The sequence below is a fragment of the Hyphomonas polymorpha PS728 genome, from assembly GCF_000685315.1.
Taxonomy (GTDB): domain Bacteria; phylum Pseudomonadota; class Alphaproteobacteria; order Caulobacterales; family Hyphomonadaceae; genus Hyphomonas; species Hyphomonas polymorpha.
In genome coordinates, this window is the sequence record NZ_ARYM01000001.1 from 51,438 (window position 1) to 67,848 (window position 16,411).

Annotated in this window: 22 protein-coding genes; 16 read left to right on the top strand and 6 right to left on the bottom strand. The window is 63.2% G+C overall.

Annotated elements, in window-relative coordinates; genetic code table 11:
* The first annotated feature begins 103 nt into the window (after positions 1-103).
* The 4 genes from HPO_RS00310 (at position 104) to HPO_RS00325 (ending at position 2,843) form a co-directional block, all read left to right on the top strand.
* Positions 104-574 carry an SspB family protein gene (locus HPO_RS00310; protein ID WP_051612160.1) on the top strand — a complete coding sequence of 157 codons (471 nt, stop codon included), beginning with the start codon at positions 104-106 and terminating at the stop codon, positions 572-574.
* Between the two features lie 15 nt (positions 575-589).
* Positions 590-1,042, top strand: a complete 453-nt coding sequence (locus tag HPO_RS00315; protein ID WP_035593092.1) for a PaaI family thioesterase — start codon at positions 590-592, stop codon at positions 1,040-1,042.
* Between the two features lie 6 nt (positions 1,043-1,048).
* Complete coding sequence (locus HPO_RS00320; RefSeq protein ID WP_051612109.1) at positions 1,049-1,516, top strand: PaaI family thioesterase; 468 nt, start codon at positions 1,049-1,051, stop codon at positions 1,514-1,516.
* 82 nt (positions 1,517-1,598) lie between these two features.
* Positions 1,599-2,843, top strand: a complete 1,245-nt coding sequence (locus HPO_RS00325; protein ID WP_051612110.1) for a cytochrome P450 — start codon at positions 1,599-1,601, stop codon at positions 2,841-2,843.
* 7 nt (positions 2,844-2,850) lie between these two features.
* Here HPO_RS00325 and HPO_RS00330 read toward each other — a convergent pair whose 3' ends face one another.
* Genes HPO_RS00330 through HPO_RS00340 form a run of 3 tightly spaced genes read right to left on the bottom strand, consistent with a single transcriptional unit; the run spans position 2,851 to position 3,699 of the window.
* Entirely contained in the window at positions 2,851-3,213 is a 363-nt protein-coding gene (locus HPO_RS00330) for a RusA family crossover junction endodeoxyribonuclease (RefSeq protein WP_035593094.1), read from the bottom strand.
* Positions 3,210-3,512, bottom strand: coding sequence for a type II toxin-antitoxin system RelE/ParE family toxin (locus HPO_RS00335; protein ID WP_035593096.1), 303 nt, complete (start codon positions 3,510-3,512; stop codon positions 3,210-3,212). The genes HPO_RS00330 and HPO_RS00335 overlap by 4 nt, the downstream gene beginning before the upstream one ends.
* Positions 3,502-3,699, bottom strand: a complete 198-nt coding sequence (locus HPO_RS00340) for a hypothetical protein (RefSeq protein WP_035593098.1) — start codon at positions 3,697-3,699, stop codon at positions 3,502-3,504. The genes HPO_RS00335 and HPO_RS00340 overlap by 11 nt, the downstream gene beginning before the upstream one ends.
* Before the next feature lie 155 nt (positions 3,700-3,854).
* Here HPO_RS00340 and fumC point away from each other — a divergent pair, with 155 nt between their 5' ends.
* The 8 genes from fumC (at position 3,855) to HPO_RS21075 (ending at position 7,595) form a co-directional block, all read left to right on the top strand.
* Complete coding sequence (gene fumC, locus HPO_RS00345; RefSeq protein ID WP_035593100.1) at positions 3,855-5,249, top strand: class II fumarate hydratase; 1,395 nt, start codon at positions 3,855-3,857, stop codon at positions 5,247-5,249.
* Positions 5,250-5,307: 58 nt separating this feature from the next.
* Entirely contained in the window at positions 5,308-5,556 is a 249-nt protein-coding gene (locus tag HPO_RS00350; RefSeq protein WP_035593102.1) for a type II toxin-antitoxin system CcdA family antitoxin, read from the top strand.
* A gap of 4 nt (positions 5,557-5,560) precedes the next feature.
* Positions 5,561-5,857, top strand: coding sequence for a CcdB family protein (locus tag HPO_RS00355; protein ID WP_051612111.1), 297 nt, complete (start codon positions 5,561-5,563; stop codon positions 5,855-5,857).
* Positions 5,858-5,941: 84 nt separating this feature from the next.
* Complete coding sequence (locus HPO_RS00360) at positions 5,942-6,229, top strand: PepSY domain-containing protein (RefSeq protein ID WP_035593105.1); 288 nt, start codon at positions 5,942-5,944, stop codon at positions 6,227-6,229.
* Between the two features lie 87 nt (positions 6,230-6,316).
* Positions 6,317-6,613 carry a hypothetical protein gene (locus tag HPO_RS00365; protein ID WP_035593107.1) on the top strand — a complete coding sequence of 99 codons (297 nt, stop codon included), beginning with the start codon at positions 6,317-6,319 and terminating at the stop codon, positions 6,611-6,613.
* Positions 6,610-7,215 (top strand): GNAT family N-acetyltransferase, encoded by a 606-nt coding sequence (locus HPO_RS00370; RefSeq protein ID WP_051612112.1) that lies wholly within the window; start codon positions 6,610-6,612, stop codon positions 7,213-7,215. The genes HPO_RS00365 and HPO_RS00370 overlap by 4 nt, the downstream gene beginning before the upstream one ends.
* The gene (locus tag HPO_RS00375) at positions 7,212-7,403 is read left to right on the top strand and encodes a DUF4169 family protein (protein WP_035593111.1); all 192 of its coding nucleotides are present in this window, start codon (positions 7,212-7,214) and stop codon (positions 7,401-7,403) included. Before HPO_RS00370 ends, HPO_RS00375 begins: the two co-directional genes overlap by 4 nt.
* 66 nt (positions 7,404-7,469) lie before the next feature.
* Positions 7,470-7,595 carry a hypothetical protein gene (locus tag HPO_RS21075; RefSeq protein ID WP_255417580.1) on the top strand — a complete coding sequence of 42 codons (126 nt, stop codon included), beginning with the start codon at positions 7,470-7,472 and terminating at the stop codon, positions 7,593-7,595.
* Positions 7,596-7,611: 16 nt separating this feature from the next.
* Here the strand turns inward: HPO_RS21075 and HPO_RS00380 are convergent, their stop codons facing one another.
* Complete coding sequence (locus HPO_RS00380) at positions 7,612-8,622, bottom strand: hypothetical protein (protein ID WP_035593113.1); 1,011 nt, start codon at positions 8,620-8,622, stop codon at positions 7,612-7,614.
* Between the two features lie 118 nt (positions 8,623-8,740).
* On the opposite strand from HPO_RS00380, the gene HPO_RS00385 reads away from it, so the two are divergent.
* The 3 genes from HPO_RS00385 to HPO_RS00395 all read left to right on the top strand — a co-directional run bounded on the left by HPO_RS00385 (position 8,741) and on the right by HPO_RS00395 (position 11,203).
* Complete coding sequence (locus HPO_RS00385; protein ID WP_035593114.1) at positions 8,741-9,847, top strand: NADH:flavin oxidoreductase; 1,107 nt, start codon at positions 8,741-8,743, stop codon at positions 9,845-9,847.
* 82 nt (positions 9,848-9,929) lie between these two features.
* A complete protein-coding gene (locus HPO_RS00390; RefSeq protein WP_035593116.1) occupies positions 9,930-10,475 on the top strand; it encodes a DUF3833 domain-containing protein in 546 nt (181 codons plus the stop codon).
* A 200-nt stretch (positions 10,476-10,675) separates the two neighbouring features.
* The gene (locus tag HPO_RS00395) at positions 10,676-11,203 is read left to right on the top strand and encodes a hypothetical protein (RefSeq protein ID WP_162173985.1); all 528 of its coding nucleotides are present in this window, start codon (positions 10,676-10,678) and stop codon (positions 11,201-11,203) included.
* 33 nt (positions 11,204-11,236) lie between these two features.
* Here the strand turns inward: HPO_RS00395 and HPO_RS00400 are convergent, their stop codons facing one another.
* Together HPO_RS00400 and HPO_RS00405 are read right to left on the bottom strand one after the other, a co-directional pair.
* Positions 11,237-11,860, bottom strand: coding sequence for a hypothetical protein (locus HPO_RS00400; protein WP_035593120.1), 624 nt, complete (start codon positions 11,858-11,860; stop codon positions 11,237-11,239).
* Positions 11,861-11,950: 90 nt separating this feature from the next.
* Positions 11,951-13,738 (bottom strand): AsmA family protein, encoded by a 1,788-nt coding sequence (locus HPO_RS00405; protein ID WP_241767840.1) that lies wholly within the window; start codon positions 13,736-13,738, stop codon positions 11,951-11,953.
* Between the two features lie 75 nt (positions 13,739-13,813).
* Between HPO_RS00405 and HPO_RS00410 the strand changes: the two genes are divergently transcribed.
* Positions 13,814-16,159: an ATP-dependent helicase gene (locus tag HPO_RS00410; protein WP_035593122.1), complete on the top strand. Its 2,346-nt coding sequence runs from the start codon at positions 13,814-13,816 to the stop codon at positions 16,157-16,159.
* The last annotated feature ends 252 nt before the right edge of the window (positions 16,160-16,411 follow it).

The window sequence follows — 16,411 nt, forward strand, 5'->3', positions numbered from 1 at the left end:
AAAAGAAAAACCTCGCCCGTTGTGCGAAGCCCGTTGCGAGGCTAAAGCCACCGCCTTAGTTTGTACCTGAAACGAAAAATTAACGGGGATGCAGAGCGCCAGCATGACGGACTATATCGGTTACGAAGCGCTTTCCCAGGCAGCCATGCGCGGTGTCGTGCGCGAAGCGCTGCGCCGCGGGAAGACCAATGGCGGCCTGCCGGGCGAGCACCATTTCTACATTTCCTTCCGCACGCGGGCGCCCGGCGTGAAGATTCCGCCCCAGCTCGTGCAGCGGTTCCCGGAAGAGATGACCATCGTGATCCAGCACCAGTATTGGGATCTGGAAGTGTATGACGGGCATTTTGAAGTCGTGCTGAAATTCTCCGGCGTGCCCCAGCACCTGTCGATCCCGCTGGCGGCGATCACGCGCTTTGTGGATCCTTCGGTGAATTTCGGTATCGCGTTTGAAGCCCAGTCCAAGGATGCCGGCGTCATTGCCCCGGCAACGGCTGCGCCGGTTGAGGAGCCTGCGCCGACGCAGAAGGCCGCTGGCGAAACGGTGGTCAGTCTCGATGCGTTCCGGCGCAAGTAAGCCCGGACAGGCACATTGAGCACCGAAGAGAAACCCCGCGTTACCGACGCCGAAATGCTGGCGCGGTTCCAGAATTCCAAGAAACGCCCGCCCTGTTCGGAGACGCTCGGTATGCGCCTGGCGGACCTGAATCAGGACAGGCAATGGGTGAAGATGGAGTTCGACGTTTCGCCGAGCTTTGCCAACCCCACCGGCGCGGTGCAGGGCGGCTTCATCGCGGCCATGCTGGACGAAGCCATGAGCACGGCAGTGATCATCGCGTCCAATGTCACCATGACGGCGCCGACGCTGGAAATGAAGACCAGCTACCTGAAGCGCCTGATGCCCGGCAAGGCGAGCGTCGAGGCGCGCATCCTGAAGCTCGGCAAATCCGCTGCCTTCATGGAGGCAGACTGTTTCGATGCAGACGGCGAACTCGTTGCGCGCGCCACGGCCACCGCGATCCCGATGGCCTTCAAGCGGCTCTGAGTGTCCATGGCTTTCGACAAGGCAGCCTACTGGCAGGCGATTTTTTCCAATCCCTCCCACATGCCGCCGGCCACGCAGTTTCTCGGCTTTGAGCCCCTTGGCTGGGACGTTGATGCCGGATGGTGCGAGGCTGCATTCCTCCTGCCGCGTGAGGCTTCCAATCCGGCAGGCGACGCTCAGGGCGGTATGGTCACCGCCGCGCTCGATGAGGTGATGAGCCTTGCCGGCTCCATGGTGCAGGATGGGCCAGCCATGGCGCCGACGCTGCAGATGACGATCAGCTTCATCCGCCCGGTTCCGGTCGGCCGGCGCATTCTCGGCCGGGGAGAGGTCATCCGCCGGGGGCGTCAGGCGATCTTTACCGAAGGCTGGTTGCGTCTTGAAGATGGCACGCTGCTGGCTCAGGCCACCGCCAGCTGCATCCCGCGCGCGGTGCCGCTGGGCGATGCAGACGCCAGGAATCACCAGCCATAGGGCCTGCCCCCGCGTGATGGGGCGCCAACCTTCCGGATATCGGTTACACTAGTCCCATAGAGTCATTGGGAGGAAACCGGCCATGGCTGACGGGAACCGGCCGCCGGAAGGCGTGACACAAACCATTCTGGAACTGATGCCGGATAATCCGGCAGCGCGGGACAATCCACATCCTCTGCTCAAGGCCTTGCGGGAAAGCTGCCCCGTGATGCGGGATGAGACGATCAAGACCTGGTTGCTGACGCGGTATCGCGACATCCGCGAGACCTCGAACGATCGCAGCTTTGTGCGCCATCCCTCAAAGGCGGAGCGGGGCACGCTGGCGGGTGGGGGCGCCGCCCGCGAGGATCAGGAACCTCCCCAGGAAGCCCCGTTGAGCATGTTGTTCCTGGACGATCCAGATCATTCCCGCGTCCGCCTGCCGATTGCCAAAGCGTTTTATGCCCGCATTCACCGCATGCGTCCGGACATCGAGGCGATGATCGATTCGGTGATCGATGCGGCGCCTTTGGCTGGCCGGTTTGACCTGATGGAGCTGATCGCGGTGCCGATCCCCATTCTCGTTATTTCGCGCATTCTGGGCGTGGATGAAGACCGGTTGGTTGAATTCCGAAAATGGTCTGAACAGGTGATTCTCGGTCTGAAACCCACGCGGACGCCGGAAGAAGACATGCAGCTGTTCTCCGGCGGCATGGCGCTGATGGCCTACTTTACCGAACTGATGGAAGCCCGCCGCGCCGCGCCGAAGGATGATCTGGTTACGGACCTTGTCCAGATGCAGGGGAGCGGCGAAGCAGACCTGCGCGACGAGGAACTCCGCTCCAATCTGTTGGGGCTGCTCGTTGGCGGAAACCTGACGACCACAGACCTGATCGGCAATGGCATCTGGCTGTTCCTCACCCATCCGGACCAGGCGGCTCTGCTCCGTGCCCAGCCCCAGCTTGCCTCGCAGGCGGTGGAGGAAGTGCTGCGCTATGAGGCGCCGGTCACCATGTCGTCCCGCATTGTGCCGGACGCACGCACGGTGGGCGGCTGCCCGATGAGCCAGGGGCAGCCGGTCTGGATGATGCTGCCGGCGGCCAATCGCGATCCGGAAATCTTCGAGGCGCCGGAAGTGTTTGACATTGCCGTCAAGCGCACGGGCCATGTCGCCTTCGGCGGCGGCGCGCACATCTGCATCGGTGCGCCGCTGGCGCGGATCGAGGCGCGGCAGGTGTATCTGAAACTGCTGACGCGGTATCCCAACCTCAAGCTTGCCGGGCAGGATCTTTCCTGGCGGCCGCTGCCCTTCTTCCGGGGTCTGGAGACGCTGATCGTGGAGGGGTGAGGGCGCTCTAGCCGTCCATCGCTTCGGCCAGCATCCAGATCCCGTCGCGCTCCGCCTGCCGCCGCTCGACCAGCAGGCGGGCAACCTGATGGTCGTCCTCGAACACATTGCCGCAGAGGCTGTCGAGCAGGGCCTTGGCCAGATTGTCGAGGTCCATCCAGGGCGCCGTGCCGGCATATTCCATCACGATATGCACGCTGTAATCACCATACCCCGGCCGCAGGCGCGGGAAGTCCTTGCGGAAGAACTCCTTCAGCAGGGTTTTATAGTATTTCGTCTGGGTGGTGAGCCCCGTGCAGGAGACTTCGAGCGCTCCATCCTCAGTGATGCGCGCGCGGACTTTGCCGGAGGAAATCCAGTCTGAAATCATTTCAAAGAACCATCCTCTTCCGGAGGATATTTCTGGCGGGCGTCGAGAATGCGCTCGACGTCCAAATGGTAGGCGTCAGGCAGGGTATAGATCACGATCAGCGAGGTTCGAGGCACCACAAGTTCGCGTGTGCCTTCAACACGGCCTTCCCTGCCCAGCAGGGGAAAGCCCTCCAGTTGCGCAAGTGTTGTAAAGACGGCGGTTAGAAGGCGGTCCAAGCCTTGCGCGCTGCGGGGTTGGAGCCATTCAGCAAGCTGTTCCAGATCGGCTTCGGCATCGGCCGAAAGCCTAATGTGCATCGGGGAGGAACCTGCGCGCCACGGCTTCCAGAGGCCGGTACGTCATCTGGCTATCTGTCTTGGCCTTCAATGTCTTGCGGATCTCTGCCTGCATCCAGGCATCATGCTCGGGCGTGACGGTGAAATCTGCTTCCAGCGCCCGGAAGGCATCTAGCGGATCATTCGACGGAGAAGCTGTGTCGGCCATAGACCAAAGATAGCTTTGATCGGTGGCGATGCCTAGACCTGCCGTGCCTCGTCCATTCTCCGAGGGAAAGAGGCGGGCTCACCGCTTGATGGCAGGGGATTGGGGGGCTAAACCGCCCGGCGACATTGCTTCAGCTGAGCTTCAGGAGCCACCCCATGACCAATACCCGGACAGAATCGGACACTTTCGGCCCCATCGAGGTCGAGGCGGACAAGTATTGGGGCGCGCAGGCGCAGCGGTCGCTGGGGAACTTCAAGATCGGCTGGGAGAAGCAGCCCGCCCCGATCATCCGCGCCCTCGGCATCGTCAAGAAAGCCGCCGCCGAAGCCAACATGGCGCTCGGCAAGATGGACCCCGAACTGGGCAAGGTGATCGTCAGGGCCGCCGAGGAAGTGATCGAGGGCAAGCTCGACGCGCATTTCCCCCTCGTCGTCTGGCAGACCGGCTCGGGCACGCAGTCGAACATGAACGCCAATGAGGTGATCTCCAACCGCGCCATCGAGATGCTGGGCGGGGAGATGGGCTCGAAAAAGCCGGTTCACCCGAACGACCATGTGAACATGTCCCAGTCGTCCAACGACACCTTCCCGACCGCGATGCACATCGCCTGCGCCGAAGAGGTCGTCCACCGGCTGATCCCGGCGCTGCAGGTGCTGCGCAACGCGCTGAACGACAAGGCAAACGCCTGGAAAGACATCATCAAGATCGGCCGCACGCATACGCAGGACGCCACCCCGGTCACCCTCGGCCAGGAATTCTCCGGCTACGCCCAGCAGATCGAGAACGGCATCAAGCGCATTGAGATGACGCTGCCGATGCTGATGGAACTCGCCCAGGGCGGCACGGCGGTCGGCACGGGCCTTGCCTCGCCGGCTGGCTTTGCAGAAGCGGTGGCGCAGAAGATCGCGCAGATCACGGGTCTGAAATTCACCTCCGCCCCCAACAAGTTTGAGGCGCTGGCCGCCCATGACGCGATGGTGTTCACCCATGGCGCGATCACGACGGTCGCCATGAGCTGCTTCAAGATCGCCAACGATATCCGCTTCCTCGGTTCGGGCCCGCGCTCGGGCCTTGGCGAGCTGGCGCTGCCGGAGAATGAGCCGGGGTCGTCGATCATGCCGGGCAAGGTGAACCCCACCCAGTGCGAAGCGATCACCCAGGTGGCCGCCCATATCGCCGGTAACAACACCGCCATCGCCTTCGCCGGCAGCCAGGGCCATTTCGAGCTCAACGTGTTCAACCCGATGATGGCCTACAACTTCCTCCAGTCCGTCCGCCTCTTGGCCGATGCGGCGGTGTCCTTCACCGAGAACTGCGTCGTCGGCATTGAGCCGCGGCTCGACAATATCCAGCGCGGCCTTGAAAACTCGCTGATGCTGGTGACGCCGCTGAAGGAGAAATACGGCTACGATCTGGCCGCCAAGGTCGCCAAGACAGCGCACAAGAACGGCACCACCCTGAAAATCGAAGCCCTTGCCCTCGGCATCTCCGAGGAAGACTTCGACGCCATCGTGCGCCCGGAAAAAATGATCGGGCCCGACCCCGCATAAGGCGCCGGAGGCGGGCGGGGGTAGTCCTGCGCATCATTTATGCGTATAAGTTGTGCGTATGAACTCGCCCTATCGCCCGCCCAACCGCTCCAAGGCCCGTGTCAGCATCACGGTCGACGAAATTCTCGTGGCCGAGGCGAAGGCGGTGGGCATCAACCTTTCGGCCGTGGCGGAAGAGGCGATCCGCCTTGCCACCCGCGCCGAGGAAATGCGCCTCTGGCGTGAACGCAACAGCGCTGCCATCGAGGCATGGCACCGGAAGATCGAGGAAGAAGGCCTCTGGTCTGACGGGCTCAGGCTGTTCTGAGGGTATGGCGGTCTTTAGCGTTCATCGGATCAGGCAAACGGCTCAGCGCGTTGTCGTGCTGCAATATCCGGGACTCGATACGGGGCCGGCCCTGATGGTCGCGCCGCTTTACCCGGCAGAGGCAAAGCTGGAACTCGAAGTCGTTACGCCCAGGGTCGAAATCGGCGGTGAAGCGTTTCTCGTGGCAACCCATCTGATGGCGGCCGTGCATCGGGGCGATCTCGGGGCAGCCGAAACGAGTCTGGCTGCCTATGAATACCCCATCGCCAAGGCCATCAATCGCCTCTTCTTCGGCATCTGACTTCTTGCAGTCAGACTGCCCTTTGTTCATCCGCCGTTTGGCCCCGCGCTGATAAGAGGGGCTGAAACTTGGGAGGACTCTGTCATGTCCCGGCTCCGTATACTTTTTGCAGCCCTTCTCATTGCGTCCGGCTCAGCCGCACCCGCGATTGCCCAGCGCGGGGGCGATGACCGCTCATTTGCCGGATTTCAGGTTTCCCGCGCGACGGCGGTGGACATCGCCCGGGCACAGGGCGTCCAGGAGGTGCTGCGCGTGGAAGCCCGCCGGGGCGTCTGGCGCGTCGAAGGCCGCAGCTCCGAGGGACAGAAAATGACCGTCGAAGTGGACGGCATGACCGGCGCCGTCGTGCGCGTGGACCGGTCTGGCCGCTGAGGCGGCGGTATGTCCGGGCTGACGGGGCGCCAGGCCGGGAGTAGGATGCAGGAATAGAATCACCTGCGTCCAGAAAGGTCAGGCCCCATGTCCAAGTCGCCCGTCGGCTCGAAGTCCAATCCCTCTCAGTTCGATGTGCTGGGCAAGCTGGCAGAGGATGAGCCCTATTTCGTCATCCGCGCGCATGACCCCCTCTCGTCCGCGCTGGTGGAACTGCACGCCTATATCGGGGCAGGGCAGTCCGGCGCGGCGCACAACAAGCTGGCCGAGATCATGGCGATGACGGCAGTGCGCCCGCCGCGCCCGGCTTCCAGCCCGAAATACCGGGAAACCTTCGCCATCTCGCTGGCCATGGAACAATGGCGGGAAAGCCACAAGGAATGAGCCTCGGCGCGCTGACGCTGGAAAACCGGTTTGTCCGCCTGCGGCCTTTTGTGGCCGGGGCGGATCGGCCGGAACTTTACGCGCTGGCTGAGCGCGCGCCCGAAATCTTCCGGCTGTGGTCACATCGAGGCCCTGGAGACTGGGTGGGCGAATGGATTGAAGCCATCCGCAAGCGGACAGAATCGGGCACAATGATCCCCTTCGCCGTGACGCGGCCAGAAGACGGCGCCTTCCTCGGCATCACCAGCTTTCTGGACCCCAGCGAGGGGAACAAGAGCGTCGAGGTCGGCATGACCTGCTATGCCCCGGAAGCTCAGGGTACGGTGATCAATCCGTCCTGCAAACGGCTGCTGATGGGTCATGCTTTCGAGGATTGGGGCGCGCGGCGGGTTCAATATCAGGTCGATAACCGGAATGAGCGCTCCAAGGCGGCTGTGCTGAAACTTGGCGCGAAGCTGGAAGGGGTGCTGCGCAATCACAAGACGCTGCCCGACGGATTTGTGCGCGATACGGCTTTCTTCTCCATTCTGGATACGGAGTGGCCAGAGGTGAAAGCCAGGCTGGACGCGCGCCTCCCGGCTGACGTGGCAGCGCGCGCATGAGCGATCCGGTCAATCTTAACAAGTTCCGCAAGGCTAAAGAGAAGGCTGGCAAGGAACAGCGCGCGAAGGAAAACCGCGCCAAATTCGGCCGCACCAAGGCTGAGAAAACGCTGGACCAAGCCCGCACAGAGAAGCTCAAAAAGTTAACGGATGCGCACCGCCGTCAAGATCCTGGCAAGGAAGGTTAAAAAAGCGTTGACAGGCCCGGAACTTGCACTGAAATCACCGGCTGTATCAGTGCGGGAGGGCCGTCCATGTTCAAGCGTGTCATGCTCAAGACGGTCTTTGCCCTTACGGCCTTTGGCTCAGGCGTCATCTGGGGCATCGCGGCTGAAGCAAGCGCCGCAGGCATCCCTCTGATTGGCCTCTTTCAGGGCTGATCCCTTCCGGGACAAATCAATACCTGCGCGGGTTCTGAACCTGATCAATCAGGCTGTTTTCATACCGTCCCTGTGAGATGCGCCCGAGCGCGTCGAAGATCGGCTGGGCATCCTTGTCCTTGAGCAGGGGAATGCCGCGCGCGATTTCGGCTGCCTGCGCGTAGAGCAGGTGCGCCCCGGCCAGATCGCCGCGCGCCTCGGTGCAGGCGGCAAGATTATGCAGGATACCGGGCGCCTTGGGATAGGCAGTGGCCAGTTCCTGCCACTGCGCGCAGGCGCCGATGTATTCGCCGCGGCGCGTGGCCTTCACGGCAGCGGCAAAGCGCGGATCGCCCGCCTCCTCGGGCACCAGCGGCTTCTCCACGATCTCTGCCCGCAATGTTGTCATGTAGGGGGCAATGTCGCGGCGGAAGCCGGGGATGGCCGCGGCCACAGCGTCGGCGATCATGCCGATCGGCGCATCCCACTGGGGAAGGGGTTCGCGGATGACCTCTCCGAACGGCCCTGTGGATTGATCCGTGTCGGGATATTCGGCCACATCATAGCAGTCTTCGCGCTCGGTGGCGCCGCCCTGGGTGGAGGTGAACACGGCCCGGCCCGTGTGGAAATCAACCAGCGTGGCACTCACGGTCACATCCACGATGTCTTTCGGGCAGCGCATCTCGATCACGACATGCCGCTCGCAGTCGAACAGCCCCTTGTATTTGTCGCAGCGCCGCTCCCGCTTGAAGCTGGTCTCGCGGTTGAAGCCGGCGATCAGCACTTCGCCTTCATAGATGCCCTGGGGGCGGCCGGGGTCGATCACGGTAAACCAGGGCGCGCCCTCCAGCCGGGTATTGTCGATCAGCGCCTGGAACTCTGCCTCGGCCACATCGCCCGCCGGCCCCCGGAACCGGCCCACGCCGACATCGGTATAATTCAGCGCTTCGGCATAGTTTGGCGCGGCGCGGGCGGCATAATCATATCCCGGCGTCTGGCAGGCGGCCGCAGCGCTCAGAACTCCGAGCAGAACAAACAGATGTCGCATTATTATCCCCACTAAAGCGTCCGTTCAGGCGTGCCCCTGCATTCCTTTAACGTCAATGGTTGACGCAGACCGGACACTTGCCCAACTCATCGCCTGCAAAAGCGCAAGGAAATAGCTGATGACCCGGACCCTGTTCACGCCCTTCCGGCTGAAAAACCTGGAACTGCCCAACCGTATCGTGATGGCGCCAATGACGCGCTCCTATTCGCCGGGCGGTGTGCCGGGGGACAATGTGGCGGATTACTATGCGCGCCGGGCGGCGGCCGATGTCGGCCTGATCGTCACCGAGGGCACCACCGTGCGCCGCGGCGGCTCCTCCAACGACCCCAACGTTCCCAACTTCTACAAGGCCGACGCCCTTGATGGCTGGGCCCGCGTCGTCTCCAGGGTGCATGCCGAAGGCGGCAAGATCGCTCCGCAGATCTGGCACCAGGGCATGGTGCGCAAGACCGGCACAGGGCCAGAGCCGGACGCGCCGACCGACAGCCCCTCCGGCATCACCCATACCGGCAAGCAGATCCTGCCCGAGCCCACGACCGCCGAGGTCGACGATATGGTGATGGCCTATGCCGATGCCGCGGCAGACGCCAAGCGTCTGGGCTTTGACACGCTCGAAATCCACGGCGCCCACGGCTATCTGATCGACCAGTTCTTCTGGGACGCGATGAACAAGCGCTCCGACAGATACGGCGGCAGCCTGGCCGACCGCGCCAGCTTTGGCGGCGACATCATCCGCGAGATCCGCAAGAAAGTCGGCCCGGATTATCCGATCATCCTGCGCTATTCGCAGTGGAAGCAGCAGGATTATACCGCACGCCTCGCCCCCACCCCGCAGGAGCTGGAAGCCTTCCTGAAAGTGTTCGTGGACGCGGGCGTTGACTGTCTCCACGTGTCCCAGCGCCGCTACTGGGAACCGGAATTCCCGGATGTCGACGGCGAAAACGGCCTCAATGGCGCCGGCTGGGCCAAGAAGCTGACCGGCCTGCCCACCATCACGGTCGGCTCGGTCGGCCTCAATGGTGATTTCGAGAAGGCCTTCGCCGGCGAGGGCGCGTCACAGCGTTCGCTGGGCGACCTCGAAGAACGCCTCGACCGGGGAGAATTTGATCTCGTCGCCGTCGGCCGCGCCATCCTTCAAGACCCCGAATGGGCCAGGAAGATCAAGGAAGGCCGTTTCGCCGAGATTGCCGACTATAACGGCAAGGCGCTTGCCACGCTTTTCTGAGACGGCGCCTCTGCCGGGAAATCCAGTCGGGTCCGGTCTGCGTAAGGGAGAACAAGTTCAACCCGCAGACCGGACCTGACTCATGCCCAATGCCCGCCGCGTTGCGAATGTGCTGGCTGCCGGCGTTGCTTCGGCAACGGCCACAGCCTGCGCCTCTTCTTCCTCCCTCGAACAATTCCAGGCCGCCCCGCGCCAGCTCGTGCTGGAGGAATACTTTCTCGGCGAGACGACCGCCTACGGCCTGTTCGAGGATCGGTTCGGCAAGGTCCGCCGCCAGTTCAAGGTGGACATTGTGGGTGAGCTGGAAGGCGACCGCCTGACGCTCACCGAAGAGTTTTTCTATGATGATGGTGAGCGGGAAACCCGCATCTGGGAAATCGATGTCCTCGGCGACGGACGGTATCGCGGTACGGCAGGGGACGTCACCGGCATCGCCGAAGGGCAAGTCTCCGGCAATGCCTTCAACTGGAAATACAAGGTCGACCTGAAGGTCGGCGGCAGCATTTGGAATGTCGGCTTCAATGACTGGATGTTCCTGATGCAGGACGATGTGCTTCTCAACCGCGCCTATGTCACCCGCTACGGCATCGAAATCGGCCAGGTAACCATTGCGTTCAGGAAGGGCTGATCTCTGCAATCTCAGGGCTTGCAGGGAGGTCCGCCGCTGTTCTACTGCTTTCCGAGGCTGAAGGGGGCAGTATGTCGAGACGGTCACAATATCGCAGCGGCGGGGAAGCCGGGGCTGAAAGAACGCCGCGCGTGCGCACAATAGATGATGTTCTGGAAGACATCTCTCACGAGCTAAAGCTCATCGACATAAAGCGGCGCATGATCGCGGAAACCACGGCTCGCCTGCCATGGCTCTATATAGCCACTGCGGTCCTCGGCTTTTTTCTCTTGGGCTCCATTCTTTCTCTGAGCATTTTCTTCATCTTCATTTTCGGTTCCTTGTTCTCCGGCGCGCTCGCCAACATCGTTGGCCCCTTGGGCGCCCTCACGGCGCGCAAGCGGGCCTATCGCGAGGTGGCTGATATCAAGGAGCGGCTCTTTCCGAAGCTTCTAGGCCTGACACCTGAGGTGTCGCCCGTGCTTGTCGGCATATCCCATGTCGGCAAGGACGGCGTGCGGTTCACCGAAAGAAAGGTAAGTGTCGCGGCGCTTCGGGAAGAAGACATCGACGTGCGCGGTGCCATGGCTTTTGGATACTACAAATATCTCGCTTTCCTGTTCAGGACGCCTGCAGGAACTATCGATCTGAAGCATCCTGCAATCCGCCAGCAATACTGGTTGGCTGAGGCAAGGCGGCGCGGTCTCGGGCCGGATGCGCTGTCGCGTGCCGTCGCAGAGGTGGTTTGATCGCGCCGGCTTCCGGCATGGCCACCGGGTGGGTCAGGGCGTTGCATGGGTGCCCGGCCAGTCCGGCCGGCGCGCGCCCCACAGCGTCAGGAAGCCGCCGTCTCCCCGGGCTTTCTCAAGCTGGCGCACCGGCACGCCGGCCGCCTTCGCCAGCGCGTCCGCGGCGTCTCTCATAAGCTTGGTGTAGCTGCTGGTCTTCGGGATCGGCCGGTCTTCGCCCAGAAGGATCACGCGCCCATCCTTGAGCCGCACACCGTAGACGCGGTTGATGGTCGTCAGCCCCAGGCTGGAAGTGACTTCCTCGCGCCATTCGATCTGCCGGATGGCGGCAGAGCTCAGCGTCTCCATCACGGCCGGGACCGGGCCGAACAGCAAACGTCCGGGCGGCAGAAGCAGCGCTGCCTGCGCGTCGCCGAGCAGGATCCGCCAGCGCCACCGCATCAGGCAGTCCCGCAGGATGATGTTGCCCAGCAGCAAGAACAGGAGGGCGGCCCCGCCGAGCGCCAGCGCTGCCGCTCCTTCGCCGCTGAGCAGGAGGACAGTTGCCGCCCACGCCATGCCCACCAGCATCAGCCAGATCAGTGCCGTGGCAAGGGCAATGCCCAGCCGGTCGGCCAGGCTGAAGCGGAAGTCTGTCCTGGAAGGGGAAGAGTGCATGGCGCCGCCCGGGTGTGTTACCTCTACAGGCGTCACAATCGCCGCAAACAGGTCAATTCCCCCGAACGAGGGGGCGGGCAAACGGAACACTTACTCCCGTGTCTGTTCTGCGCGGGCGACAATATCCGCGCACGGCGCATCCGAGGCTTCGCCCAGTTCGATGAAGGGCAGGGCGGCGAGGCCACCGGTAATACTGCCGAGCACGGCCGCCGCCCCGATCTGCAGAACCGTTTCCGGGCCGAGAGCAGACAGCTCCGGCGACCGGAACGTGCCCCCCACCTTAACGTCCACTGCAAGCGTCGCGAAGGACGGATCCTTGGAGTCAGACTGAACGCTGAGATCGATGGTTTCATTGCCGAGATTTACGTCCCCCGTCACCACCACCAGCCGCTTCTCGGTATCAAAGAGAACGGGATCGGCCCGCCCTACACCCTCCTGAAGCGCGAGGGAGGCGACCGCGCAGCTTGTCGGCGCATAGGTCTGCTCGCCTTCGTTTTCGTCCAGCAGCGCAAGCGTGTTGGGAATGTCGAGCGCGGAGGCCTCGGCCACCAGCGCCAGCAACTGCGCGTTCTGCGACCAGAGTGAGACCCGTCCGTCCAGGGTGGCCGCCGTATCACGGAAGCCATCGCCGCGCCCCTCCAGCTTGAACTCCCCATAGGCGGTGCCGCGCACATAGGGATCGGCGGCAAGATTGTTGAACGGCACGCCGGTAAGCTCGCCCTCGGCGGTCGTCATGGCCGGCGATTGCGACCCGTCCAGCGTCACATAGGCGGCCAGCTGCCCTTCGGCGAAACTCAGCTCCAGAACCGGCGCGCGCACCACCCGGCCTTCGATCTCGAATTCGAGCTTCAGGCCCCGGATATCAAAGATCGCATCGCTCACCTCATCGGCTGCGAAACGGATCGTGCCATCAACGGCATCCAACCGCGTGAAATCGATGGTTGCGTCGGGGATCAGCCGCCCGCTGGCGTCGAGTGCGGCGCGGGCTTCGGCCTGTTCTTCATTGGCGGTTTCATCTGCCCCCACGCCGATCGGGATGCCGAAGAGGATGCCCAGATCGTCAAAGTCGAGATTGGCTGAGCGCAGGTCCGCCTCGATCATCGGCGTGTCTTGGCCCGTGCGTATGGTCAGTGGCCCGGCAAGGTCGCTATCCCCGATCCTCGTGTCCGGCTGGAAATCGATGGTCCAGAGGTTCCGCTCAATTCGGATGTCGGCCACCGCGTCATAAGGCGGCGTGTTCGGCGCAGCAAAGCCGGCCACCCAGGCGAAATCGGCAAAATTCTCGCCGCGCAGGCGCAACTGGCCAGCCAGAGCGTTCAGGGTGGAGGCCTCGGCGCTGCCTGCAAACTCCAGTTCCGAGCGCCCACCAGCCGCTTTCAGTTGCACAGAGCCCGCGCGAAGGGAGCCGGACGCCTCACTGATGCTGATCACGTTGGTTTCGCCGCGACGGGTATAACGCACGTCAATATCAGTCAGCGCCACTTCGTCGATCAGCCGCCGCACCTGCGGGATCGTGATGCCTTCATCCCGGTCCTGTCCCCGCTCCACCGCAATGAACCCGTCGCGTGCCTCGGCGCGGGAAATCCATGCCACACGAGGCAGAAACCCCAAGAAATTCAGCCGCACGGATCCCGAAGAAATCTCGGCCCGGTCCGCCTCAAGTCCCTGAAAGACAACCGTGTTCAGCGACGAAAATCTTGTATGGGCGCGGCTCACGGAGGCCCCGTCAGGTCCGGCAACGCCCAGGGCCATATTGGTCACCGGCGTGCCGATGGGCGGAAAGGTCATCAATGCCAGCAGCAGCACCAGCGCCCCTATCAGGGTAACGATCACGGAAAACGCAACGGTAACGGCGCGGGGGAGCTTGAGGTCCGGCATTCTTACCTAACGCATCACATACAATCGGGTTCACAAAATGCAGTCTGGCCTGCCCATTATGTCAGGGCCTGCTATATGTTCCTGATGAGTTCCAATCCGAATCGTCTTTCGATCAGCCAGATGGCCGCCGCCCGTCCGCCTGCCGCAGCGGGGGAGGGCGCCGCCTATCTCAAGGGGCTGAACCCGGAGCAGCGCGAGGCTGTGCTGCACACCGATGGCCCGCTGCTCGTGCTCGCAGGCGCGGGCACCGGCAAGACCCGCGTGCTGACCACGCGCCTCGCCCATATCATCGCCACCCGGCTTGCCTTTCCCTCTCAGACACTGACGGTGACCTTCACCAACAAGGCCGCCCGCGAAATGCGCGAGCGGGCGCTGCACCTCCTGGGAGACGCCGGCGAGGGGCTGAGATGGCTCGGAACGTTCCACTCCATCTCCGCCCAGATACTGCGCAAACATGCCGAGCTCGTGGGTCTCAAATCCAGCTTCACCATCCTCGATACCGACGATCAGATCCGCCTCTGCAAACAGATCGTCCAGGCCGAAAACCTTGACCCCAAGCGCTGGACACCGCGCTATCTCGCCGGCCTCATCGATGGCTGGAAAAACCGCGCGCTGACACCGGACCGTGTGCCGCCGGAAGAGGCGGAGCTCTTCGGCAATGGCAAGGCGATCAAATGCTACGAGATCTACCAGGCGCGCCTGAAAGTGCTGAACGCCTGCGATTTCGGCGACCTGCTCATCCACAATATCACGATCTTCCAGGAAAATCCGGACATCCTGCGGGAATACCACCAGCGCTTCCGTTACATTCTGGTCGACGAGTATCAGGATACCAACGTCGCCCAGTATCTCTGGCTGCGCCTCTTGGCGCAGGGCTCCCGCAACATCTGCTGCGTGGGCGATGACGACCAGTCCATCTATGGCTGGCGCGGGGCGGAGGTGGATAACATCCTGCGCTTCGAGAAGGATTTTCCCGGCGCCAAGGTGGTCCGGCTGGAACGCAACTACCGCTCCACCCGGCATATCCTGGCCGCCGCCTCCAGCATCATCGCCCATAACAAGGGCCGCCTCGGCAAGGCGCTCTATGTCGGCAATGACAGCGCAGTGAACGAGGACGCCGACGCGCCCAAGGTCAAGGTGCGCGGCCTCTGGGACGGCGAGGCGGAAAGCCGCCTGATCGCGGATGACATTGAAAGCTGGGTCCGCTCGGGCGGCAAGCATGATGACTGCGCCGTGCTGGTGCGCGCCTCCTGGCAGATGCGCGCCTTCGAGGAACGCTTCATCCTTCTGGGCATCCCTTACCGCGTGATCGGCGGCCCGCGCTTCTTCGAGCGCGCCGAGATCCGCGACGCGCTCGCCTATCTGCGCCTCATCCGCTCACCAGACGACGACCTTGCCTTCGAGCGCGTCGTGAACGAACCCAAGCGCGGGGTGGGGGACGCCAGCCTCGCCAAGCTGCAATCCTATGCCCGCGCCGATGGGCGCAGCCTTTTCGTGCTGACGCCCATGGTCCTGCAGACCGACGAGATCAAAGGCGCCGCCAAACGCGGCCTCACCCAGTTCATCGACCAGATCAACATGTGGCGCGGCAAGCTCGCCGGCGGCATGCCCCATACCGAACTCGCCGAGATGATCCTGGAAGAGTCCGGCTATACCGACATGCTGCAGAAAGACCGCAGCCCGCAGGCGCAGGGAAGGCTCGATAACCTCAAGGAACTCGTCCGCGCCATGGGCGAGTTCGACTCGCTCGCAGGCTTTCTCGAACACATCGAACTGGTGATGGATGCCGCCGCCGGCGGCAGCGGCGAAGATCAGGTGCAGATCCTCACCCTCCACGGCGCCAAGGGCCTCGAATGGCCGATGGTGTTCCTGCCCGGCTGGGAGGAAGAGGTCTTCCCCTCCCGCCGCAGCCTGGATGAAAGCGGTCTCAAGGGCCTCGAGGAAGAGCGCCGCCTCGCTTATGTCGGCATCACGCGCGCCCGGCAGCGCTGCTACATCTCCTTCGTCGCCAACCGGCAGATCTATGGCCGCTGGCAGGCCGTCATGCCCAGCCGGTTCATTGACGAGCTGCCGCCCGAACATGTCGATGCCGTCTCCGAAACCGGCTATTCCGGCCTCCCGGCAGGCTCAGATGCCTTCACCGGCACGATCGAGGATCTGGGCGAACGCTCCGATTATCAGAGCCCCGGCTGGAAACGCCTGAAGGAAAACGCCGGCAAACCCACAGGCACGCCCCCGCGCGACGCCGCCGGGCTCACTGCCACGGCGTCGGGCACCTCCGGCTTCATCACCGGCGCCCGCGTCTTCCATGACAAGTTCGGCTATGGCCGCGTCGCCTTCACCGAGGGCAACAAGCTGACGGTGGATTTTGACAAGACAGGCCGCAAGAAGGTGATCGCTACCTTCGTCACAAAGGCCTGATCCGAAGCTTCAGGAGGTTTGCAGCGCCGGGAGGCTGAAGCCGGCGCCCGGGGAGGGCAGGGGGCGTCCGGCGAACACTCGCATTACGGCTGGGAGAGGGGTTGAAGCGTGGTGCGCTTGCCTTCTCCGGCGCTGCAGGATCACCTTCCCACATGCCAGGCAAACGCCATCCGAACGAACCGTTCATCTTCCGCTCAGGCTCACGAGACCTCCTCCGCCGGGAGGCCAAAGGTTAACAAAATTCCGCAAACT